The 21,678-nt window shown below is 72.8% G+C and carries 20 protein-coding genes and 1 riboswitch; of the genes, 10 read left to right on the top strand and 10 right to left on the bottom strand.

The window, feature by feature from the left end; all coding sequences use genetic code 11:
• Positions 1 to 90: 90 nt before the first annotated feature.
• Positions 91 to 1,182 (top strand): polyprenyl synthetase family protein, encoded by a 1,092-nt coding sequence (locus tag B4N89_RS22170; protein ID WP_078977574.1) that lies wholly within the window; start codon positions 91 to 93, stop codon positions 1,180 to 1,182.
• 472 nt (positions 1,183 to 1,654) lie between these two features.
• On the opposite strand, the gene B4N89_RS22165 is transcribed toward B4N89_RS22170, so the two are convergent.
• The 4 genes from B4N89_RS22165 to B4N89_RS22150 form a co-directional block, all read right to left on the bottom strand.
• Positions 1,655 to 2,179 carry a ribonuclease domain-containing protein gene (locus B4N89_RS22165; protein WP_235618728.1) on the bottom strand — a complete coding sequence of 175 codons (525 nt, stop codon included), beginning with the start codon at positions 2,177 to 2,179 and terminating at the stop codon, positions 1,655 to 1,657.
• Positions 2,180 to 2,361: 182 nt separating this feature from the next.
• A complete protein-coding gene (thiE, locus tag B4N89_RS22160) occupies positions 2,362 to 3,006 on the bottom strand; it encodes a thiamine phosphate synthase (protein WP_078977573.1) in 645 nt (214 codons plus the stop codon).
• A gap of 10 nt (positions 3,007 to 3,016) precedes the next feature.
• Positions 3,017 to 3,382 carry an Rv2175c family DNA-binding protein gene (locus B4N89_RS22155; protein ID WP_078977572.1) on the bottom strand — a complete coding sequence of 122 codons (366 nt, stop codon included), beginning with the start codon at positions 3,380 to 3,382 and terminating at the stop codon, positions 3,017 to 3,019.
• 46 nt (positions 3,383 to 3,428) lie between these two features.
• On the bottom strand, positions 3,429 to 4,613 hold the full coding sequence (locus B4N89_RS22150; RefSeq protein ID WP_078977571.1) for an NAD(P)/FAD-dependent oxidoreductase: 1,185 nt from the start codon (positions 4,611 to 4,613) through the stop codon (positions 3,429 to 3,431).
• A 116-nt stretch (positions 4,614 to 4,729) separates the two neighbouring features.
• Positions 4,730 to 4,841, top strand: a riboswitch (TPP riboswitch).
• On the opposite strand from B4N89_RS22150, the gene thiO reads away from it, so the two are divergent.
• The 4 genes from thiO (at position 4,837) to pknB (ending at position 9,178) form a co-directional block, all read left to right on the top strand.
• Complete coding sequence (gene thiO / locus B4N89_RS22145; protein WP_078977570.1) at positions 4,837 to 6,021, top strand: glycine oxidase ThiO; 1,185 nt, start codon at positions 4,837 to 4,839, stop codon at positions 6,019 to 6,021. It overlaps the preceding riboswitch by 5 nt.
• Entirely contained in the window at positions 6,018 to 6,245 is a 228-nt protein-coding gene (gene thiS / locus B4N89_RS22140; RefSeq protein WP_078977569.1) for a sulfur carrier protein ThiS, read from the top strand. Before thiO ends, thiS begins: the two co-directional genes overlap by 4 nt.
• A 5-nt stretch (positions 6,246 to 6,250) precedes the next feature.
• The gene (locus B4N89_RS22135; protein WP_078979533.1) at positions 6,251 to 7,045 is read left to right on the top strand and encodes a thiazole synthase; all 795 of its coding nucleotides are present in this window, start codon (positions 6,251 to 6,253) and stop codon (positions 7,043 to 7,045) included.
• Between the two features lie 96 nt (positions 7,046 to 7,141).
• Entirely contained in the window at positions 7,142 to 9,178 is a 2,037-nt protein-coding gene (gene pknB / locus B4N89_RS22130; protein ID WP_161500784.1) for a Stk1 family PASTA domain-containing Ser/Thr kinase, read from the top strand.
• A gap of 112 nt (positions 9,179 to 9,290) precedes the next feature.
• Here the strand turns inward: pknB and B4N89_RS22125 are convergent, their stop codons facing one another.
• Entirely contained in the window at positions 9,291 to 9,935 is a 645-nt protein-coding gene (locus tag B4N89_RS22125; RefSeq protein ID WP_078977567.1) for a sulfite oxidase-like oxidoreductase, read from the bottom strand.
• A 269-nt stretch (positions 9,936 to 10,204) separates the two neighbouring features.
• On the opposite strand from B4N89_RS22125, the gene bfr reads away from it, so the two are divergent.
• Positions 10,205 to 10,687 carry a bacterioferritin gene (gene bfr / locus B4N89_RS22120; RefSeq protein WP_078977566.1) on the top strand — a complete coding sequence of 161 codons (483 nt, stop codon included), beginning with the start codon at positions 10,205 to 10,207 and terminating at the stop codon, positions 10,685 to 10,687.
• A 155-nt stretch (positions 10,688 to 10,842) separates the two neighbouring features.
• The gene (locus B4N89_RS22115; protein ID WP_078977565.1) at positions 10,843 to 11,172 is read left to right on the top strand and encodes a (2Fe-2S)-binding protein; all 330 of its coding nucleotides are present in this window, start codon (positions 10,843 to 10,845) and stop codon (positions 11,170 to 11,172) included.
• Here B4N89_RS22115 and B4N89_RS22110 read toward each other — a convergent pair whose 3' ends face one another.
• Together B4N89_RS22110 and B4N89_RS22105 are read right to left on the bottom strand one after the other, a co-directional pair.
• Complete coding sequence (locus B4N89_RS22110) at positions 11,173 to 12,198, bottom strand: threonine aldolase family protein (protein WP_078977564.1); 1,026 nt, start codon at positions 12,196 to 12,198, stop codon at positions 11,173 to 11,175.
• Between the two features lie 80 nt (positions 12,199 to 12,278).
• Complete coding sequence (locus tag B4N89_RS22105; protein WP_078977563.1) at positions 12,279 to 13,613, bottom strand: class II 3-deoxy-7-phosphoheptulonate synthase; 1,335 nt, start codon at positions 13,611 to 13,613, stop codon at positions 12,279 to 12,281.
• A gap of 380 nt (positions 13,614 to 13,993) precedes the next feature.
• Between B4N89_RS22105 and B4N89_RS22100 the strand changes: the two genes are divergently transcribed.
• From B4N89_RS22100 to B4N89_RS22090, 3 genes are all read left to right on the top strand, one after another.
• The gene (locus tag B4N89_RS22100) at positions 13,994 to 15,859 is read left to right on the top strand and encodes an anthranilate synthase family protein (RefSeq protein ID WP_078977562.1); all 1,866 of its coding nucleotides are present in this window, start codon (positions 13,994 to 13,996) and stop codon (positions 15,857 to 15,859) included.
• Positions 15,860 to 16,210: 351 nt separating this feature from the next.
• Positions 16,211 to 17,104: a phosphotransferase family protein gene (locus tag B4N89_RS22095; RefSeq protein ID WP_078977561.1), complete on the top strand. Its 894-nt coding sequence runs from the start codon at positions 16,211 to 16,213 to the stop codon at positions 17,102 to 17,104.
• Positions 17,105 to 17,252: 148 nt separating this feature from the next.
• Positions 17,253 to 18,614: a hypothetical protein gene (locus B4N89_RS22090; RefSeq protein WP_078977560.1), complete on the top strand. Its 1,362-nt coding sequence runs from the start codon at positions 17,253 to 17,255 to the stop codon at positions 18,612 to 18,614.
• Between the two features lie 28 nt (positions 18,615 to 18,642).
• Here the strand turns inward: B4N89_RS22090 and B4N89_RS22085 are convergent, their stop codons facing one another.
• From B4N89_RS22085 to macS, 3 genes are all read right to left on the bottom strand, one after another.
• Entirely contained in the window at positions 18,643 to 19,668 is a 1,026-nt protein-coding gene (locus B4N89_RS22085; RefSeq protein WP_078977559.1) for a 6-phosphofructokinase, read from the bottom strand.
• Positions 19,669 to 19,804: 136 nt separating this feature from the next.
• Positions 19,805 to 20,509 (bottom strand): response regulator, encoded by a 705-nt coding sequence (locus B4N89_RS22080; RefSeq protein ID WP_078977558.1) that lies wholly within the window; start codon positions 20,507 to 20,509, stop codon positions 19,805 to 19,807.
• Positions 20,506 to 21,654: a MacS family sensor histidine kinase gene (gene macS, locus B4N89_RS22075; protein ID WP_078977557.1), complete on the bottom strand. Its 1,149-nt coding sequence runs from the start codon at positions 21,652 to 21,654 to the stop codon at positions 20,506 to 20,508. The genes B4N89_RS22080 and macS overlap by 4 nt, the downstream gene beginning before the upstream one ends.
• Positions 21,655 to 21,678: the final 24 nt, after the last annotated feature.

Raw genomic sequence — 21,678 nt, 5'->3', positions numbered from 1 at the left:
TTCGCGGCGGGCGACCAGGGGACTCGCACCCGGCGCAAGTTAGGCTGCCCCGTATTTCCTGTTCGTTTCCCGCCTTCGACGGAAGACTCCATGGCTGCCGAATCCTTCCCCGTACACCCCCTGGACCGGGACGGCCTCCGGCAGCGGATCAATGCCGCGCTGGGCGAGTTCATGGACCGGCAGGCGCGCGTGCTCGCCGATGTGGGCGAGGGCATGGTCCCGGTCACCGCGGCGCTGAACGACTTCGTGCTCGACGGCGGCAAGCGGCTGCGCCCGGGCTTTTGCTATTGGGGGTGGCGCGGGATCGCCGGTCCGGGGCAGGCGGACGAGGCCATCGTGCGGGCGGCCACCGCGCTGGAGTTGCTCCAGGCCAGCGCGCTGATCCACGACGACCTGATGGACAGCAGCGACACCCGGCGCGGCAAGCCGGCCGTGCACCGCCGGTTCGAGGGGCTGCACGGGGAGAGCGGCTGGGTCGGCTCGGGCGAGTCGTTCGGCTCCGCGGCGGCGATTCTGCTCGGCGACCTGTGTCTGTCCTGGTGCGACGAGATGTTCGGCGCGAGCGGGGTGGACGACCGGGCGCTGCGCGCGGCCAAGCCGCTGTTCGACGTGATGCGCACCGAGGTGATGGCGGGCCAGTATCTCGACGTGCTGGAGCAGGCGATGGGCGGCGGCTCGGTCGAGCGGTCACGACGGGTGATGCGGTTCAAGTCCGCCAAGTACACGATCGAGCGCCCCCTGCACGTGGGGGCCGCCCTGGCCGGCGCCGACCCGGCCGCCTTCGCCGCCTACTCCGCCTACGGGCTGCCCCTCGGTGAGGCCTTCCAACTGCGCGACGACGTGCTCGGCGTCTTCGGCGACCCCGAGCGAACCGGCAAGCCCGCCGGGGACGACCTGCGCGAGGGCAAGCGGACCGTGCTGCTCGCGCTGGCCGGCGAGCGGGCCGACGCCGCCCAGAACGAGGTGCTCACCGCGCTGGTCGGCGATCCGGCGCTGAGCGACACCGGGGTCAAGGAGTTGCGCGCGGTGATCGAGGACACCGGGGCGCTCGCCGACGTCGAGACGATGATCGGCGACCTGACCGAGCGGGCCCTGACCGCCCTGGCCGGCGCGCCGATCGCCGAGGACGCGCGCGAAGTCCTGCGCGAGTTGGTCGACGCCGCCACGGTGCGCAGCGTCTAGGGCCGGGAGGTTCGCACCGAGCGCGAACGGCGTGCCGAGGACGGCGGGCCGGTGGTGTTCGGGTTCGGCGACCCGTCCCCGGTGCGGGTGCGTGGTGTGCTCGTCCCCGTCCTCGGACAGCGCCTGCGGCGGATTGCGACCGACCAGGTAGATCCCGCCGATCACGGCGGCGAGTACGAGCAGCGGAAACAGCAGCGCGCCCCCGTTGTCCGGTGTCGCGCTCGGCCGTGGCGCCGGCGTCCCGGGTGCGCCGGCCGCGAACCGCGGGCTCGGGATCCGGGATCGGCCGGACGTCGTCGTGGGTGTCGCGGGGTGCGGCAGGTCGTGGGCGCGGGCATCCTCTGCGGACCCCGGACGGAAGGAGACGTCGGGTGTGTCCATCTCGGCAGTCTGGCCGCCGGATCGATCCGACCCGGCCGGAATGCGCCATCCGCGAGCCCAACCACCCGATCGGCGCACACCGCGCCGCGGGTCAGGGCAGGACGGCCGCGAAGCTCGCGTAGTGGTCGTCGCTGTAGAAGCGTTCGGTGTTCCTTCCGGTGACGATCCGACGCGCGCCGCGGTCGGCGGAGCCGGGGGTGCGGACCGTGTACTCGCGGTAGTAGCCGTCGGGCCTGCCGGGGAGCAGCTTCTCCCGGTTGCCGAAGACGATGCCGTCGCGGGGGTACGGGAACGGGCCGCCGGCCGCGATCAGGGCCAGGGTCTCGCGGGCCTCGGCGGGCAGGTCGCCGGCGGCGACGGTACGCATCCGGGCGGGCACCCAGGTGGGGCGCGCGGACGCGGTGTCGCCGCGGCCCGACACCGACGCGTTGCCGGCGGACGCGGCGGCCGGGGTGCGCGTGTCGGCCGCTGTCGACGTCGCCGGCGTCCGGTTCGTCCCGGTGCCGGGGGACGAGCCGCCCCCGTCGTCGCGCATGAGCGCGAAGGTCAGTGCGACGGCCGCGACGAGCGCGAGCAGGGTGACGACGAGGAGGTCGCGGCGCCGGGCAGCGGACATGTCCCGCATCGTGCCGGCCCGCCCACGGCGTCGGGCCGATCCCGAAGCCGTACGCGCCGAACGACACCCGAACCGCGTACACCGCCGCGTGTCCGGCACCGACGCGGGCCGCGTCGACCCGCCGCACCGGGTACGGCCGCCGCGCCGCGGCGGCGTTCGCACGCGCCGCTCGGGCCGGCCGATCAGCCCGAGGTCAGCCGTTCGACGAACCGGGCCGTCGCCTCGGCCGGGTCCGCGGCCTCGGTGATGGCCCGGACCACCACCACCCGGGTCGCGCCGGCGGCGAGCACCTCGTCGAGGTTGGTGAGGTCGATGCCGCCGATCGCGAACCACGGCCGCGCGGGACGCAGCGCGGCGGTGTACCGCACCAGGTCCAGGCCCGGCGCGGGGCGGCCCGGCTTGGTCGGGGTCGGCCACACCGGTCCGGTGCAGAAGTAGTCCACGCCGGGCTCGACGAGCGCCGCGTCCACCTCGGCCTCGGCGTGCGTGGAGCGCCCGATCAGCGCGTCGCCGCCGATGATCGCGCGAGCGGCGGTAACCGGCAGGTCGTCCTGCCCCAGGTGCAGCACGTCGGGCCCGATCGTGTGCGCGACGTCGGCCCGGTCGTTGACCGCGAGCAGCTTCCCGTGTCGGCGGCAGGCGTCCCGGAAGACCTCCAGGTATTCCAGCTCCGGTCGGGCCTCCAGGCCCTTTTGCCGCAACTGCACGATGTCCACGCCCGCGCCGAGCACCGCGTCCAGGAACGCGGGCAGGTCGCCCTGCCGCTCCCGCGCGTCGGTGCACAGGTACAGGCGCGCGTCGGCCAACCGTTCCTGACGGCTCGTCATCGGCCCGGCCTCAGATCGCCAGCGCCTGGGCGCGTCGCCGCACCTCGGTCATCCGGTTCTCCTGCAGCGCCTGTACCGGCGTGCCCGGCAGCGTGTCGTCGGCGGTGAACAGCCACTCCAGCGCCTCCTCGTCGGAGAAGTTCGAGTCGGAGAGCAGGGTCAGCGTGCCGACGAGTCCCTTGACGATGTTGCCGTCCTGGAAGAAGTCGGCGGGCACCTGCAGTGCCCGGTGCTCGCCCCGGCGCACCGCGAGGAACTTGCGCTCCTTGAGCTGCTGCCGGACCTTGAGGATGTCCACGCCGAGGATCTCGGCGATCTCGGGGAGGGTCACCCAGGCGGGGACGAGGGCTTCGATTTTCGGGTCGATCTCGCTCATCCGGCCAAGTCTAGGTTCCGCGGCCGGCCGCGCCCGCCGGCGCCGGTCACCGAACCGTCGACTTGAGCGGGTTCTCCGGGTCGGCGAAGCGTTCCCGGTCCACCGGGGTGCCCAGTTGCACGAGCTTGCGGCCCTGGGCGAGGTCGCGCGGGCGGGCGACCGCGAGCAGTGCCACGAGCCGGTCGCCGGCGAACCAGCCCGCGGACCACTTGCCGTCCTCGCCGGCGTCGCGGAAGACCAGTTCGTCGCCTTCGCCGTGCCGGCCGACGTACTGCACCATGCGGCCGAACTGGTCGGACCAGAAGTACGGGACCGGGTCGTAGGCCTGCTCGCCGCCGAGCAGGTTGGCCACGAGCACGCGCGGCGCCTGGAGCGCGTTGTCCCAGTGCTCGACGTGCATCCGGGTGCCGTAGCGGGCGGACGGGAACTCGACGCAGTCGCCGACCGCGTGGACCCCGGGCATCGAGGTGGCCAGGTACTCGTCCACCTCGACGAAGCCCCGCGCGGTGCGGGCGACGGCGGATCCCGCCAGCCAGTCGGTGGCCGGGCGCACGCCGACGCCGACCACGATCGCGTCGGCGCGCAGCCGGCGGCCGTCGGTCAGGTGTACCGCGCCCGGCTCCAGGCGATCCACCCGCGCGCCGAGCAGCAGTTCCACGCCGGCCTCGGCGTACCAGGGCACGAAGCGCTCGCCGATCGAGTCGGGGAAGGGTCCGGCGAGCGGGGCGTGCAGCGCCTCGACCACGGTGGTCGGGCAGCCCGCGGCAGCCGCGGCGGTGGCCACCTCGGCGCCGATCCAGCCCGCGCCGACGATCACCACATGCGCGCCGGGCACGAGCGCGGCGCGCAGCGCGCGGGCGTCGTCGATGGTGCGCAGCACGTGCACGCCGGGCACCTCGGCGGCGCCGGGCAGGCTCAGCACGCGCGATCCGGTGGCGATCACCAGGCGGTCGTATGCGATCGGTCCCGCGTCGGTGTCCACCACGCCCTCGCGCAGCCCCGTGGCGGTGCGGCCGAACAGCACCTCGGTGTCGAGCGCGGCCCAGTCCGCCTCGAAGGAGGTGTCGTCGGTCTTGCCGGCCAGGACCTCCTTCGACAGCGGCGGGCGGTCGTACGGCGCGTGCGCCTCGGCGCCGAGCAGGGTGACGCGCCCGGCGTACCCCTGGTCCCGCAGCGCCACCACGGTTTGCAGGCCGGCCATGCCGGCACCCACGACGAGCACGTTGTCCATGCGGGGCAGCCTATGACGCGTGCCCGGGTCGCCGGCGGGCAGGGTCTTGACTCAGTCAAGGAGATCGACGGGCGCCACTCGGGCGCCCCGGGTGGCGCCGGGGGCGTGTCGTAGTGTGGAGAGGTCACGGGAGCCCGGTGAGACCGGGCTGAGAGGGGGGCTGCGAGCCCCCGACCGTCCGAACCTGATCCGGGTCATACCGGCGAAGGGAGTTCTGCTCATCATGTCCCACACCGGCACGGCCGGCCCCCCGGGCGTCGATGTCGTGGTCGTCGGCGCGGGCGTCGTCGGCCTGTCGATCGCCTGGCGCGCCCGCGCCCGGCACGGCCTCGCCGTCACCGTGGTCGACCCCGCCCCCGGCACCGGCGCCTCGCACGCCGCGGCGGGCATGCTCACGCCCGTCTCCGAACTCCAGTACGGCGAGGAGAGCCTGCTCCGGCTGAGCATCGAATCCGCCCGGCGCTACCCGGAGTTCGCCGCCGAACTGGCCGACGCCGCAGGATTGCCCTCGGGCTACCGCGCGTGCGGCACCATCGCGGTCGCGCTGGACGCGGACGACCGGGCGGTGCTCAAGGACCTGCACGCCTACCAGGAACGACTCGGCCTGCGCTCGGACCGGCTGACCAGTCGCGAGTGCCGCCGCCTCGAACCCATGTTGTCCCCGGCGATCACCGGCGGCCTGCACGTCGAGGACGACCACCAGATCGACAACCGAGCCCTGGTCGCGGCGCTGCTCGCGGCCTGCGCGCGGGCGGGCGTGACGATCGTGCGCGAGGGCGTCGAGCGCGTCCTGGTCGCCGACGAGCGCGCGTACGGTGTGCGGCTGCGCGACGGGCGGGCGCTGACCGCCGATCAGGTGCTGCTCGCCGCCGGGTGCCGCTCGGCGCACATCCCGGGCCTGCCGCCCGAGGTGGTGCCCCCGGTGCGTCCGGTCAAGGGCGAGATCCTGCGACTGTCCGTGCCGCCGGCGCTGCGCCCGCTGCTGTCCCGCAACATCCGGGGCGTGGTCAAGGGCGGCAGCATGTACCTGGTCCCGCGCGCAAACGGCGAACTGGTGATCGGCGCCACCGAGCACGACCTCGGGTTCGACACCGGGGTCACCGCGGGCGGGGTCTACGAACTGCTCCGCGACGCGCACGAACTCGTCCCCGGCGTGACCGAGTTGCCGCTGGTCGAGACGATCGCGGGGCTGCGCCCGGGCAGCCCGGACAACGCGCCGATCCTGGGCCGCTCCGCGCTGGCCGGTCTGGTGGTGGCCACCGGCCACTACCGGCACGGCATCCTGCTCACCCCGGTCACCGCCGACACCGTGGCCGACGTGCTCGCGCACGGCACCACCCCCGACCTCATCGCGCCCTTCGGGCCCGACCGTTTCACCACGAGCGCCGCCCGGAAGGTGATGGCATGACCGACATCGACGACATCGGGAGCATCGAGGTCTCCGTCAACGGCGACCGGCGCGATGTGGCCACCGGCACCACCGTGGCCGATCTGGTGGCCACGCTGACCACCGCCGCCAAGGGTGTCGCGGTCGCCGTCGACGAGGCCGTGGTGCCGCGCGGCGCGTGGGCCGAGACCGTGCTCGACGCGGGCAGCCGCGTCGAGGTGCTGACCGCCGTGCAGGGAGGGTGACCACGATGGCCGACGACATGCTGATGATCGGCGGGGAGTCCTTCACGTCGCGGTTGATCACCGGGACGGGCGGTGCGCCGAGCCTGGAGGTGCTGGAGCAGGCGCTGATCGCGTCCGGCACCGAGATCACCACGGTGGCGATGCGCCGGGTGGACCCGGGGACGGCGGGCTCGGTGCTCGACGTGCTGCGCCGCCTCGGCATCCGGGTGTTGCCGAACACCGCCGGGTGCTTCACGTCGGGCGAGGCGGTGCTCACCGCGCGGCTGGCCCGGGAGGCGCTGGAGACCGACTGGGTCAAGCTCGAGGTCGTGGCCGACGAGCGTACGCTGCTGCCGGACGGGGTCGAGTTGGTGGACGCCGCCGAGCGGCTGGTCGACGACGGCTTCCGGGTCCTCGCGTACACCAACGACGACCCCGTGCTCGCGCGCCGGCTCGAACAGGTGGGCTGTGTGGCGGTGATGCCGCTGGGTTCGCCGATCGGCTCGGGCCTGGGCATCCGCAATCCGCACAACATCCGGCTGATCACCGAGCAGGCGGGCGTCCCGGTGGTGCTCGACGCGGGTTTGGGCACCGCGTCCGACGCGGCGCTGGCCATGGAGTTGGGCTGCGACGCGGTGATGCTGGCGACCGCAGTCACCCGGGCGCAGTCGCCGCTGCTGATGGCCGAGGCGATGCGGCACGCGGTGGAGGCGGGCCGACTCGCGCACCGCGCCGGGCGCATTCCGATGCGGCACCACGCGTACGCGTCGTCACCCATGGCCGGCATGCTGGACGCAAGCCCCGAACATCCCGCCTTCTGAGCCCCACCGGCCCGTGCGCCGCGTCGGCCCGGCGACGCGGGAACCATGGGGAAGACCGTCGGCGTCCACGAGGCAGTGGACCCTACACTCCTGAACATGGACACGACCTTGAATGATCCGCTCGTCGGGCGGCTGCTCGACGGTCGATACCGGGTCGATGCCCGAGTTGCCGCAGGTGGCATGGCCACGGTGTACCGGGCGCTCGACACTCGACTCGATCGCGTCGTCGCCCTCAAGGTGATGCACGCCGGGCTCGCCCAGGACCCCGAGTCCACCCGCCGCTTCATCCTGGAGGCGAAGGCCGCCGCGCGGCTGTCGCATCCCAACGTGGTCAACGTCTTCGACCAGGGCACCGACGGCACCGTCGCCTATCTCGCGATGGAATACGTCGAGGGCCGCACGCTGCGGGAACTGCTGCAGGACCTGGGCAACATGACCCCGCGCGAGGCGTTCGGGGTGCTGGAGCCGATGCTCGCCGCGCTCTCCGCCGCGCACCGGGCGGGCTTCGTGCACCGCGACGTCAAGCCGGAGAACGTCCTGATCTCCGACGACGGCGGGATCAAGCTCGGCGACTTCGGGCTGGCCCGCGCGACCACCACGACCGCGACCGCGGCGACCGGCAAGGTCCTGGTCGGCACGGTCGCCTACCTCGCACCCGAGCAGGTCGAACGCGGCGAGTCCACCCCGCGCTCCGACGTGTACGCGGCGGGCGTGGTGCTCTACGAGATGTTGACCGGCCGTCAGCCGCACCACGGCGCGACCGCGGTAGAGGTCATCTACAAGCACGTGCACGCCGACGTGCCGCCGCCCTCGCACGCGGTGCCGGGCCTGTCCACCACGCTGGACACGCTGGTGCGCGCGGCCACCGTGCGCGACCCGGAGCAGCGGCCGAGCGACGCGGAGGAGCTGCTCGGTCTGGTCCGCCGGACCCGGCACGCGATGCCCGACGCGGAGTTGGACTTCGGCGCGGCGCTGCGCCTGCCGCCGCCGCCCGAGCCGATCAACGACAACGCCACCAGCGTGTTCCGGGCGGGCGAGGTGATGCTGCCGCCGCATCTGGCGCCGCTCGGGTTGAGCGTCGACTCGATGGACGACGAGCAGGCGCGCTACGGCGGGGACTACGAGGAGCCCTACTCCGAGGAGCAGCAGGTCTACGCGCCGGCCGCCGCCCCGGGGGTGCCGGCCCAGGCGACCGGCGGCGGGTATCCCCACCAGCCTGCGCTGCCCGGCCGACGGCGCCGGCGGGGACCCTCGCGGGGCATGCTCGTGCTGGCGGTCGTGCTGCTCGTGGCGGCCGGGATCGGCGGCGGCGCGTGGTGGTACGGCTCGGGCCGCTACGCCGACGTGCCCGGGGTGCTGAACATGACCCAGGCCGACGCGGAGAAGCGCATCAAGAACGCCGGCCTCAAGGTGCAGTACATCGGCGACGGGGAGTTCAACGAGATCGTCGCCAAGGGCTCGGTGATCTCCACCGACCCGGCCCCCGGCAAGAACGTGACGAGTGGATCGACCGTCAAGGTCATGTTGTCCAAGGGTCCGGAGCGGCACGTGGTGCCGGCGCTGGCGAACCTGAAGCTGGAGGACGCGAAGAAGGCGCTCACCGACGCGGCGCTCAAGCCGGGCACCGAGACCAAGGTGGCCAGTCCCAAGCCGCCGGGCACGGTGGTGGGCAGCACGCCGGCCGCCGGCGAGCAGTTGCAGCGGGACAGCGTGGTCGCCCTGACGGTCAGCCGGGGCCCCGACACCGTCGTGCCGGACCTGACCGGGCTGAGTCTGGACGAGGCCAAGGCCCGGTTCCAGCCCCCGACCGGGATCACCGTCGAGGCGGACCCGACTCAGCAGTTCTCGGACACCGTGCCGCAGGGTCGGATCATGTCGTTCGTGCCGGGCGTCAACACCAACGTGCCGTACGGCACCAAGATCGTGGTGGTGCTGTCCAAGGGTCCGGACCTGGTCCAGGTGCCGCCGGTGACAGGGATGAACCCGGACGACGCGGGCCGCGCGCTCCAGGCCGCGGGGTTGCGGGTCAACAACCGGATGATCCCGCTGATCCCGGCCAACGTGGGCAAGCAGGACCCGGCGGCCGGCTCGATGGTCAAGCGCAACAGCGAGGTCTTCATCTCGAACTTCTAGTCGCGCTCCACGCCGGGCCTTCGGGTCCGGCGAGACTATTCGCCCGAAGGCCCCGCTCCGACTCGCGTCGGGCGGGGCCTTCGGGCGTGCTCGGGGTCCGGGCGGGCGCGGCTCAGGCCAGCGCGGGGCCCTGGCCGGTCTCCTCCTGGTAGGAGTAGCGCTGCTCCTGCCACGGGTCACCGATGTTGTGGTAGCCCCGCTCCTCCCAGAAGCCGCGCTTGTCGGCGACCATGTACTCGATCCCGCGCACCCACTTGGGACCCTTCCAGGCGTACAGGTGCGGCACGATCAGCCGGACCGGGAAGCCGTGCTCGGCGGTCAGCGGCTCGCCGTTGTGGTGGGTGGCCAGGATCGTCTGCTCGCTCGCGAAGTCGAACATGCGCAGGTTCGAACTGAAGCCGTACTCCGCCCACACCATCGCGTGGGTGACCTCGGGCGCCGGCGGGGCGATCTCCATCAGCTTGGCTATGGTCAGCCCGGTCCACTCGTTGCCCAGCATGCTGAACTTGGTCACACAGTGGAAGTCGGCGACCACGGTCTCGTGCGGCATCGCCGAGAACTCGTCGTGGTTCCAGCAGTGCTTCTCCCCCGAGGCGGTCGCGCCGAAGACGCGGAAGTCCCAGATCTCGGGCTTGAACCGCGGGACGGGCCCGTAGTGCAGAACGGGCCAGCCGCGCTGGATCCGCTGGCCCGGCGGAAGTCGCGGATCGCGATCCGGAGCCTCGGTCCCACCCTGTGCCGCTTCCGTATGCCCCATACCTCACATGGTCCCAGACGCCCCGACCGACTCTCGACCGCCCCTGCCGGCGCCCAGGCCGCGGACCGACCCGTTTTCCGGCGCCGCCCGGGAGGACTGCGGGCGGCGCGCGGCGGGACATGTTCGACATTGGAAGGCAAGGCTGCCCTTCGTGGCGGAAGTGCTACCAAAAGTGACAGGATTCGGAGGAACTCCTGCCCCATGTGTGCCCGGGGTTCTCCCACGTCTCCCATGTACACAGTCCGTCCCACACCGGAAGGTGCGTCGCGATGCACAGTGACCCGCAGATCATCGAGCTCCTGAACGAACAGCTCACGGCGGAACTCACCGCGATCAACCAGTACTTCCTGCACGCGAAGATGCAGGAGCACCGGGGCTACATCAAGCTCGCGGCCTGGACCCGCCACGAGTCGATCGACGAGATGAAGCACGCCGAACGACTCACCGACCGCATCCTGATGCTGGAGGGCCTGCCGAACTACCAGCGCCTGAACGCGCTGCGGATCGGCCAGAACCTGGAGGAGATGTTCCGCGCCGACCTGGCGGTGGAGATGGAGGCCGTGGAGCGGCTGCGGCGCGGGATCCCGCTGATGCGCGAGAAGGGCGACGTGACGTCGGCCAACATCTTCGAAGACATCCTGGCCGACGAGGAAGAGCACGTCGACTACCTGGAGACGCAGCTCGGCCTGCTCTCCGAGGTGGGCGAGCAGCTCTACATCGCGGGCCTGCTCAAGCAGCCGAACGAGAGCTGACCGAGCGCCGGCCGAGCGCCGAGCGCGAGCCGACCGAGCCCCGGCCGAAAGCGCACGACCGATCGGGGCTTGTGTCACCGATCACCCGGTATTCCCCCCGGCGATCGCTGAGGTTACCCTTACCTAAGTAGCCTCGCCGCTGGGGGGAAATCTCCGTGTACGTCTGCATGTGCTTCGGTGTTACCGACCGTCAGGTCAACGACCGGATAGCCGACGGCGCCCGCACCATGCGCGAGATCGCCCAGTCCTGCGGCGGCGCGGGCACCGACTGCGGCCGGTGCGTCAAGAGCATCACCGCGATGTTGCCCCGCGACGAGTCCCGACGCCGGCGGCGCGAGCTGTGCGGCGAGGCGGACACCTGCGCGACCGCCTGCGAGAGCACCGGCCCGACCGCCGAGCCCGTCGCGCTGCCGACGCCGACCGTCGTCGCCGCCGCGTCCCTGCCCGACAACGTGGTCCCGCTGCGCCGGCACTCCGCCGCCTGATCAGCCCTTCGCCGCCCGCGCGATCGCCGTCGCGGCGCGCGCGCAACCGGCCGCGTCCACGTCCATGTGCGTGACCAGGCGCACCAGCCTCGGCCCGAACGCCGACACCAGCACCCCGTCCGCCCGGCAGCGCTCGGCGATCGCGGCCGCGTCCGGCTGCCGCTCCCCCAGCTCGACCAGCACGATGTTGGTCTCCGGGTCGGCCACCGCGAAGCCCGCGTCGCGCAGCAGCACGGCCAACTCCCGCGCGTGCTCGTGGTCCTCGGCCAGCCGCTCGACGTGGTGCTCCAGGGCGTACCGGCCGCCGGCCGCCAGGATGCCCGCCTGGCGCATGCCGCCGCCCATCCGGTGCCGCATCCGCCGTGCCTCGGCCTCGTACTCCGCGGGCATCATAAGCACCGACCCGGCCGGCGCGCCGAGCCCCTTGGACAGACACACGCTGAGCGAGTCGAACAGCGCCCCGTAGCCGCGCAGCGGGGTGCCGGTGGCCACGTGCGCGTTCCAGATCCGCGCACCGTCGCAGTGCAGCGGCAGTCCGTATCCGCTCACCAGCTCACGGATCGCCGTCAACCGCTCCAGCGGGTACACCGAGCCGCCGCCCCGGTTGTGCGTCTGCTCGACCGCGACCAGATCGGTTCCGACCGTGTACGGGTTGCCGACCCGGATCAACCGGGCCAGGTCGGCCGGGTCGAGCAGACCGCGCGGGCTGAGCGTGGTCCGGGTCTGCACACCGCCCTGCGCCGACGCCGCGCCGTCCTCGTGCGCGACGATGTGCGCGTCGGCGTCCAGGACCAGTTCGCCGCCCGCCGGGACGGTCAGCCGCACGGCGAGCTGGTTGGCCATCACGCCGGTCGGCGTGAACAGCGCGAACGGCTGCCCGAACAGGTCGGCGACGTACTCCTCCAGGGCCCGGACGGTCGGGTCCTCGGCGTAGACGTCGTCGCCCACCTCGGCGGCGGCCATCGCCGCGCGCATCGCGGGGCCGGGCTTGGTGACGGTATCGCTGCGCAGGTCGGTGAAGGTCATGGCGGCAGCATTACAGACGCCGTCGAGGGCGGATCCTCCGGTCGGAGGGTCCGCCCTCGGGGCGCGTCGATCGGGCCGGATCAGCTCTTGCGGTACATCTCCGCGACCAGGAAGGCCAGGTCGAGCGACTGGCTGCGGTTCAGCCGGGGGTCGCACGCGGTCTCGTAGCGCTGGTGCAGGTCGTCGACGAAGATCTCGTCGCCGCCGCCCACGCACTCCGTGACGTCGTCGCCGGTCAGCTCGACGTGGATGCCGCCCGGGTGCGTGCCGAGCGCGCGGTGCACCTCGAAGAAGCCCTTGACCTCGTCGAGGACGTCGTCGAAGCGGCGGGTCTTGTGCCCGCTGGACGCCTCGAACGTGTTGCCGTGCATCGGGTCGGACACCCACACCGGCTGCGCGCCGGCCGCGGCCACCTTCTCCACCAGGGCCGGGAGGTTGTCCCGGACCTTGCCCGCGCCCATGCGGACGATGAAGGTCAGCCGGCCCGGGTCGCGGTTCGGGTCGAGCTTGTCGATCAGCGCGAGCGCGTCCTCGGGAGAGGTGGTCGGGCCGAGCTTGACGCCGATCGGGTTGCGGATCCGGGAGGCGAACTCGATGTGCGCGCCGTCGAGCTGCCGGGTGCGCTCGCCGATCCACACCATGTGGCCGGACACGTCGTACAGGTCGCCGGTGCGCGAGTCGACCCGGGTCAGCGCGTCCTCGTAGTCCAGGATCAGCGCCTCGTGGCTGGCGTAGAACTCGACGGTGCGGAATTCCTCGGGGTCGGTCCCGCACGCGTGCATGAAGCGCATCGCGCCGTCGATCTCGGCCGCGAGCCGCTCGTAGCGCTCGCCGGAGGGGGAGAGCGCGACGAAGTCCTGGTTCCAGGCGTGCACCTGGCGCAGGTCGGCGTAGCCGCCCGTGGTGAACGCGCGCACCAGGTTCAGCGTCGCCGAGGACGAGTGGTACATGCGCTTGAGCCGCTCGGGATCCGGCATGCGGGCGGCCTCGGTGAAGGCCAGCTCGTTGACCGCGTCGCCCCGGTAGGACGGCAGGGTCACCCCGTCGCGGGTCTCGGTGCCGCTGGAGCGCGGCTTGGAGTACTGCCCGGCCATCCGGCCGACCTTGACCACCGGCACCGAGGCCGCGTAGGTCAGCACGACGGCCATCTGCAGCAGCGTCTTGAGTTTGTTCTTGATCGCGTCGGCGGTGTTGCCGACGAAGGTCTCGGCGCAGTCGCCGCCCTGGAGCAGGAACGCTTCGCCCTTGGCCACCGAAGCGAGCCGACCACGAAGCTGGTCGCACTCGCCGGCGAAGACGAGCGGCGGATAGGAACGGAGGTCCGCGAGGGCGGAGCCCAGGGCCTCGTTGTCCGGCCACTCGGGCTGTTGCGCCGCCGGGAGGGTTCGCCAGGATTCGATGTCGTTCAGGGTCACCGCTCAAGACTAAGCGGAGTGGCAACCCGATTGGGGCCGGCGCCCGGAGAGCGAGACGCGGAAGACCGGGCGCCGGCGCGTCCGGCGTCCGGCGAGCGCGGCACGAACCCCCGAGAACCGGCGAAGCCCGCCGAAAGCGGTGCCCCGGCGCGGTCGAGGCACTAGGATGCGGGGCGTGATCGCGATCAGCTTCCACCGACACTCCTGGTGGCCCGTCCCTGCGGCGGCCCACTGACTTCGCGATCACCCCACGATCCGACGGCCGCCCGGCAGGGCGGCCCTTTGTTTGTCCCGGACCCGGCGGCGCACCCGCCCGGACCGGACGGACAACCGGCGGATCGCCCGGTCGGGAGGGCGTCTCTTCCGACCGAGGAGCACCCATGCGCACCGCCGACGCCCTGTCCCCGCTCTTTTGTGCCGCCCCGCCGCCGTTCGCGCTGATCCGGCGCGAGAACTCGCCCGTGGTCGAACTCCTGACCGGCGAGATCGTCGACGCGCCCGGCCTCGACGCGCTGCCGCTGCCGGCCGCCGGCGACGGGCCCGGGCACGAACTGCTCGCCCTGGTGCCGTACGGGCAGATCCGCGAGCGCGGGTTCGAGTACCGCGAGGACGGCACGCCGCTGCGCTGCCTTCGGGTCACCGAGCAGCACGAACTGCCCCTGGACGAGGTGCTGGCCGCGCTGCCGCGGGTGCCGGTCGCGCTGCGCGGCGGCGGCTTCGACGTGGACGACGAGAGCTACGCCGTGATCGTCAAGCGGGTGATCGAGGAGGAGATCGGCCGGGGCGAGGGCGCCAACTTCGTCATCCGGCGCGACTACCGCGACCACATCGAGGACTACACGCCGGCCTCGGCGGGCACCCTGCTGCACCGGCTGCTGACCCGGGAGAGCGGCGCGTACTGGACCTACCTGATCCACACCGGCGAGCTGACCCTGGTCGGCGCCAGTCCCGAGCGGCACGTCAGCTCGATCGGCGGCGAGGTGGTGATGAATCCGATCAGCGGAACCTATCGGCATCCCGCCGAGGGGCCCTCGCGCGAGGGACTGCTGGCCTTCCTGCGCGATCCGAAGGAGATCGACGAGCTGTTCATGGTCGTCGACGAGGAACTGAAGATGATGAGCGAGGTGTGCGACCTCGGCGGCGCGGTGGAGGGCCCCTTCCTCAAGCCGATGGGCCACCTCACACACACCGAATACCTGCTGCGCGGGGTGACCTCGCACGATGTGGGGACCGTGCTGCGCGGCACCATGTTCGCGCCGACGGTGACCGGCAGCCCGCTGGAGAACGCGTGCCGGGTGATCCGCCGGCACGAGCCGACCGGGCGCGGCTACTACTCGGGGGTCCTCGCCCTGATCGGGCGCGACGGGCAGGGGCGACGCACGCTGGACGCGCCGATCCTGATCCGGACCGCGTACATCACCCCCGACGGCGGCCTGCGGGTGCCCGCGGGCGCGACCCTGGTCCGGCACTCCACCCCCGAGAACGAGGTGGCCGAGACGCACGCGAAGGCGGCGGGGGTGCTGGCCGCGCTCGGCGTGGTGCCGGCCGCCGGGGTCGCCGGGAACACGGCGCTCGCGGCCGATCCCGAGGTGCACGCCGTACTGGCCGAGCGCAATGCCACGCTCGCCCCGTTCTGGCTGCGACCGCGGGACGGGCACGCGCTGCGCGCGCCGGAGCTGGCGGGGCGGCACGTCCTGGTGGTGGACGGCGAGGACACCTTCACCGCGATGCTCGCGCACGTGTTGCGCACGCTGGGCCTGCGGGTCGAGGTCAGGTCGCACGACGACGTCACCTCACGGCGGGTGCGCACCGCCGACCTGGTGGTGCTCGGCCCCGGACCGGGCGACCCCCGGGACACCGCGCACCGCAAGATCCGGCTGATGGGCGCGTTGTTGCGGACCCGGCTCGACGCGAGCGGCCCGCTGCTCGCGGTCTGCCTGGGACACCAGTTGCTCGCCCGCGAGTTGGGCCTGGAACTGATCCGCGAGGAACGGCCGTACCAGGGCAAGCAGGAGACCATCGACCTGTTCGGCCGGCCGGAACGGGTCGGCTTCTACAACGCGTTCACCGCGCTGCGGCCGACTGCCGGGGTGCCCAACGTGGAGTTCGCCGCAGACCCGTTCAGCGGCCGGGTGCACGCGCTGCGGTCGAGCCGGATGCGGCTGGCGGGCGTGCAGTTCCACCCCGAGTCGGTCCTCACCCACAACGGCCTGGCCATCGTGCGGGAACTGCTCGCCGGGTTGTGAGCGCCCCGGGTGGGCGCCGGGGATCGGCGCTGCCGGCGGGTGCGGGCCGGGTGGGCACCCGGCCCGCGCCGGGCGGCGCGCGGTCGTGCGCCGGGTCGCCCGCGGGGGGCGCGGATCCGGCGGGGAGCCCTCCGGCGTCGCACCGGCGTGCGACCATAATCGCGTTGCTCGCCGCGGTACGACGGAGGATGCTCGACCCCGTTCGTTGACCGATCCCAGTGGAGGGGGTTCCCGTGGGCTCCGATTGTCCGCCGCACGACCCCGTCGACTGGAGCGGTCGCAAGCGCTGTCGCAAGTGTGGAGTCACCTTCGGCGGACCGCGCCCGCTGCCCCCCTCGCCACCGGACGCAGATGGCTGATTCGCCGCCCCCGCCGCCGAACTTCCATACGGCGCCGCGCACTCCGTGGGACGCACTGCCCACCGACGCGCGTGCCGCGGTCGAACGGTGTGCGGGGCGCGTGCTGGGGGTCGCCACGGTGTGGGCCGGATTCAACTGCGAGTTCGCCGCCACGGTGACCACCGAACGATCACGCTTCTTCGTCAAGGGTGTTCCGCGCGATCATCCGGCCGCCGGCCAGCAGCGGGTCGAGGTCCGGGTCGCGCCGCACGTGCACACCGTCGCGCCCCGGCTGCGCTGGGAGGTGCGGCTGGACGACTGGGTGTTGCTCGGCTTCGACCACATCACCGGTCGGCACGCCGACTTCGCGCCGGGCACCGCCGATCTGCCGCTGATCGCCGACGCGCTGCGCCGGCTCGGCCGGGTCGCCGTACGGGACCTGCCGCTGCCGCGGATCGAGGAGCGCTGGCGGTCGCTGTTGACCCACCGTCAGCTCGAACTGCTGCGCGGGGACAGCCTGTTGCACACCGATCTGCATCCGCACAACGTGCTGATCGGCGACCGGGGGCCGCGTGCCTACCTGGTCGACTGGGCGCAACCGGCCCGCGGTCCGGCCTGGATCGAGGTCACCATGGTCGCCGGCCGACTGATGGACGAGGGCCACACCGCGGAACAGGCGGCCTCCTGGGCGGACCGCTTCGCGTGCTGGCGCACCGTCTCGCGGGAGGCGATGGAGACCTTCGTGTTCGCCGCCACCAACCAGTGCTCGCGCGGCATCGGCGCCGCCGACGCGGCCCCCTGGAACGCCCGCCTGACCGCCCTGGCCGAGGCCCGCGCCGCCCGAACGCACCGCCGCGCCTGCCCCGCCCGCCCCGTCGGTTCGCGCCGCCGCTCGACGCTGGACTGAGCCCCGCCCCGCCGGCACACCGCCCGCCGGCGCGGCCGCACGCCGGGGCTGCCCGGATATTCCCTGGGGCCCGGGGTGTACCGCCCGGTAGGCTCCGGCCGTTCGCACATTCGGTCGAACAGGCTCCTTCCTACGACGGGTACCCCGCATGCGTCTGCGTCGTTGTCTCGCCTCGACGGCGTTCCTCGTGCTGCTCGGGTCGCCGACGGCCGATGCGGCGCCGGCCCCCACCGCTCCGGCGGCGGAGGTCCCGGCGGCCGACGGGCAGCAGGTCGAGCTGACCGGGGCGCCGGACCGGATCCGGCCGGCCGTTCCCGTCGAGGTCACCGCGAGGATGCGCAACACCGGTCCGACCCCGCTGCTCCTGGAGCCCGAGGTGTCGATCGGCGGGGATCGGGGGATCGCCCCGGAGCAGGTGCGCCTGGAAGTCCTCGACCCGGTCCGCGGCGCCTGGGTGCTCAGGCCCCTGGGCACGCTCGGCTCGACGTCGCTGCCGTTGCCCGGCACGTCCGCGGTTCCCGAGACCTCGGGCCGGCTCGCGCCCGGCGCGACGGTCGAGTTCCGACTGCGATTCACGATCGCGGCGAACGTTCCGACGCAGTTCGTGCAGGTCTCCATGCGCGGACGAAGCCACTCCCCGAGCACCGGCGACGAGCCGCGTTTCACCAGGGCCCTCGCGTTCGACGCCGCGCTGCTCGGGCCGGACGGCAGTGCGCCCACGCGCCCACCGTTGCCGGACGAGACCCGCTCGCCGTCCGTGCCGGACGCGGGCCCGGATCGGTCCGGCGGCATGGCGAAGACGTTCCCCACCGCGCGGCGCGGGGACGGGCCGACGTTCAACCTCGTCGGCGTACCCGGTCGGCTCCAGGCCGGCGGCGGGGCGGCCGAGTTCAAGGTCACCTTCTCCAACGACACCGGCCGGATCATCCCCGGCGTGCGTCCGGAAGTGGTGTTCACCAGCGGCCAGTCCCCGATCACCCCCGGGCAGTTGGTGGTCGAGGTGTACGACTCCTACGACCGGGGCTGGAGTCCGGTGTCGCTCCAGGTGCTCACCGACCCCGCCAACGGCCGCGACGCGCACCTCGCCGGTGCGCTGACGCCCAAGCCGTGGGACGGCCAACGGCAGCTGCCGCCCGGCGAGTTCGCGACCATCTCGCTCCGGGTCTCGATCCCGGCCGGCTCGCCGGTGGCGGGCGGCGACCTCGCCGTACTCGCCGGCGGCGCGGCCCCGAACGGGGTGGGCCCCGACCTCTCCTCGCGCAGCGACTACCAGGTGCTCCACGTGCCCAACCCCGGCGGGCCCACGCGCGCGCCCACGCTGCGGCCCGAACTGCCGCCGACCGCGCCGGACTCGGCCGCCGGGCAGCGCAGGGAGGACCACGACGACACGTTCACCTTCGCCACCGTCGCGATCTGGGTCACCCTCGCGGTCCTCGGCGCCACCATCGTGCACTTCGCCCGCAAGAACCGCCGGCAGGGCGCCGGGACCCCGCTGGGACCCGACGCCTGACGCCCGACTCCGGCGCGCCGTCACGGCATCAGCCGAACAGCACCTTCGCCTCTTCGTACAGCGCCGGCGGCACGGTCTTCAGCTCGCGCGTGGCGGCCTCCAGCGGCACGGTCACCACGTCGGTCCCGCGCAGCGCGACCATCCTGCCCCATTCGCCCGCGTTGACCGCGTCGATCGCGTGGAACCCGAACCGGGTGGCCAGCCAGCGGTCGAACGCGGTGGGCGTGCCGCCGCGTTGCACGTGGCCGAGCACGGTGGTGCGCGCCTCGTGTCCGGTGCGCTTCTCGATCTCCGAGGCCAGCCAGTCGCCGATCCCGGACAGCTTGACGTGGCCGAACGCGTCCAGCGTCTGGTCCTTGGTCACCATCTGGCCAGCCAGCGGGATGGCGCCCTCGGCGACCACGATGATCGGCGCGTAGTTGGTCCGGAACCGGCTGTCCACCCAGGCGCAGACCTCCTCGACGTCGAAGTTCTGCTCGGGGATCAGGATCACGTTGGCCCCGCCGGCCATGCCGGAGTGGATCGCGATCCAGCCCGCGTGCCGGCCCATCACCTCGACGATGAGCACCCGGCGGTGCGATTCGGCGGTGGTGTGCAGGCGGTCGATCGCCTCGGTGGCGATGTTGACCGCGGTGTCGAAACCGAACGTGTAGTCGGTCGCGTTCAGGTCGTTGTCGATGGTCTTGGGCACTCCGACGACCTTGACGTCGTGCTCGTGCAGCCGGGTCGCCACGCCGAGGGTGTCCTCGCCGCCGATCGCCACGAGCGCGTCCACCTCGAACTTGCCCAGGTTCTCCCGGATCCGCTCGATGCCGCGATCGACCTTGATCGGGTTGGTCCGGGACGAGCCGAGGATGGTTCCGCCGCGCGGCAGGATCCCGCGTACCGCCTTGATGTCGAGCGGCATGGTGTCGCCTTCGAGCGGACCGCGCCAGCCGTCCCGAAAGCCGATGAATTCGTACCCGTAGTCCTGGACGCCCTTGCGGACGACCGCCCGGATCACCGCGTTGAGGCCCGGGCAGTCGCCGCCGCCGGTCAGTACTCCGACACGCATCGAAATCTCCGATTTCTTCCGTCCGGCACGATTCGCGGCCCACGCTACCGGTGCGAGAAGCCACCTCGACTCTTCCCACCACCCGTTCGAGGTACCCGACTTGATCGCGTCGGCTTGATCGCGCGTGGGGCACGCCCTAGTCGTCCAGGCCCTTCTCGATCGCGTAGCGGACCAGTTCGACCCGGTTGTGCAGTTGCAGCTTGTTCAAGGTGTTCTGGACGTGGTTCTGCACCGTGCGGTGGGACAGGAACAGGCGCTCCGCGATCTGCTTGTACGACAGCCCCTTGGCGACCATGCGCAACACCTCGGTCTCCCGGTCGGTCAGCCGCGGCGCGGTCGGGCCGCCCGCCGCGTCCCGGCGCGGTGGATCGGTGGCCATCCGGCGGAACTCGCCGAGCACCAGGCCGGCCAGCCCGGGGGTGAACACCGGGTCCCCGACGGCGGTCCGGCGCACCGCGTCGACCAGTTCCTCGCGGCTCGCGGACTTGACCAGGTATCCGGTCGCGCCGGCCTTGACCGCCTCCAGGACGTCCTCCTGCTCACCGCTGGCGGACAACACCAGGATGCGCACCGCCCGGTCGTGGCGGACCAGTTCGCGGGCCACCTCGACCCCCGGCAGCTTGGGCAGGTTCAGGTCCAGGATCACCACGTTCGGCGAGGTGGCCTGGGCCCGGCGGACCGCCTCGGGGCCGTCCCCGGCGGTGGCGACCACGTCGTAGCCCGCCGCCGCGAGGTCGCGCGCCACCGCCTCGCGCCACATCGGGTGGTCGTCCACGACCAGGACGCGCAGTGCGGCGGCCGGTGTCTCCTCGGTCGGTGTGCCCGTGTTCGTGTCGTTCATCCGCTCCCCTGCCTCGGCACCCGGAACTCCAGTTCGGTGCCTTCTCCCGTCACCGACGACCACACCACGGTGCCGCCGAGATCGCGCACCCGGCCCTCGATCGACTGGGCCACGCCCAACCGCCCCTGGGCCCGGGCCGCCTCGAGTCGCCCCGGTTCCATGCCCGGACCGTCGTCCCGGACGCTGACCACGATCTCGTCCGGCTCGTCCTCCAGCAGGATCCACGCCTGAGCCCGCTCACCCGCGTGCCGACGCACGTTGTCCAGGGCCGCGGCGACCGCCGCGGTCACCTCGCGCGCCGCGGGCGTCGGCAGCAGCACGGGCGTGCCCGGCGAGGACACCGTCACCCGCGCCCCGGCGAAGCCGCCGAGCAGCACCCGCAGGTCCTGCCGGGCCGGGTCGCCGTCCGCACCGGAGCCGGGCAGGTCGGCCGACTCGACCCGGGCGGGTGTCGCCGAGATCAACTGCCGCAGCGCCACCTCCTGCTCGCCGGCCAACCGGCCGAGTCCCGCCGCCTCGCCGCCGAGCTCGGCGCCCCGGCGCTGTACCAGGGCGAGCACTTGGAGCACGTTGTCGTGGATGTCCCGCGCCAAACGTTCGCGTTCGCGGGTGGCGGCCTCCAGTTGCAGCGCCCGGGTCAACGCCTTCTCGCTCACCCGGGCGATCTCGACGACGTAGCCGACCGCACCGCCCGCGAGCAGCAACAACACGATGTTGTGCTGGTTGTCGGCGGTGAGCGCGCCGCGTTCGAGGATGTCGGCGGCGCCTATCGTCAGCGCCGCCACCGAGCCCGTCTTCCAGCCGCCCTTGATCGCGCACGCCAGCACCGGCGCCGAGGCCCACACCGTGGGCAGCGTCATCGTGCCCTGGGCGACCCGCTCGGGATCGTCCAGCCAACGCGTGGCGAGCAGGCATCCGGCCGCGACACAGAGGTCGACGATCAACCAGGGCGGCTCGCGAAACCTGGGATCACGGAAGCCGTACGCGGTCACCGCCGTCCACACCGCGAGCAGCGCCATGACGGCCCACCCGCCGACCGGGTGGTCGTACTCGTCCGCGACCTGGGCGTAGCGCGCGATCGCGTAGACGAGGGCGAGCGTGCGATAGACCGTCAGCGCCCGCCACAGCGACTGTTCGACCCCCATCCGAACCCCCAGAGGTGCCGGGCG

The sequence above is a fragment of the Embleya scabrispora genome (genome assembly GCF_002024165.1).
Lineage (GTDB): Bacteria > Actinomycetota > Actinomycetes > Streptomycetales > Streptomycetaceae > Embleya > Embleya scabrispora_A.
Note: the sequence above shows the minus strand (reverse complement) of the source record. Positions and strands in the feature narration are given on the sequence as shown.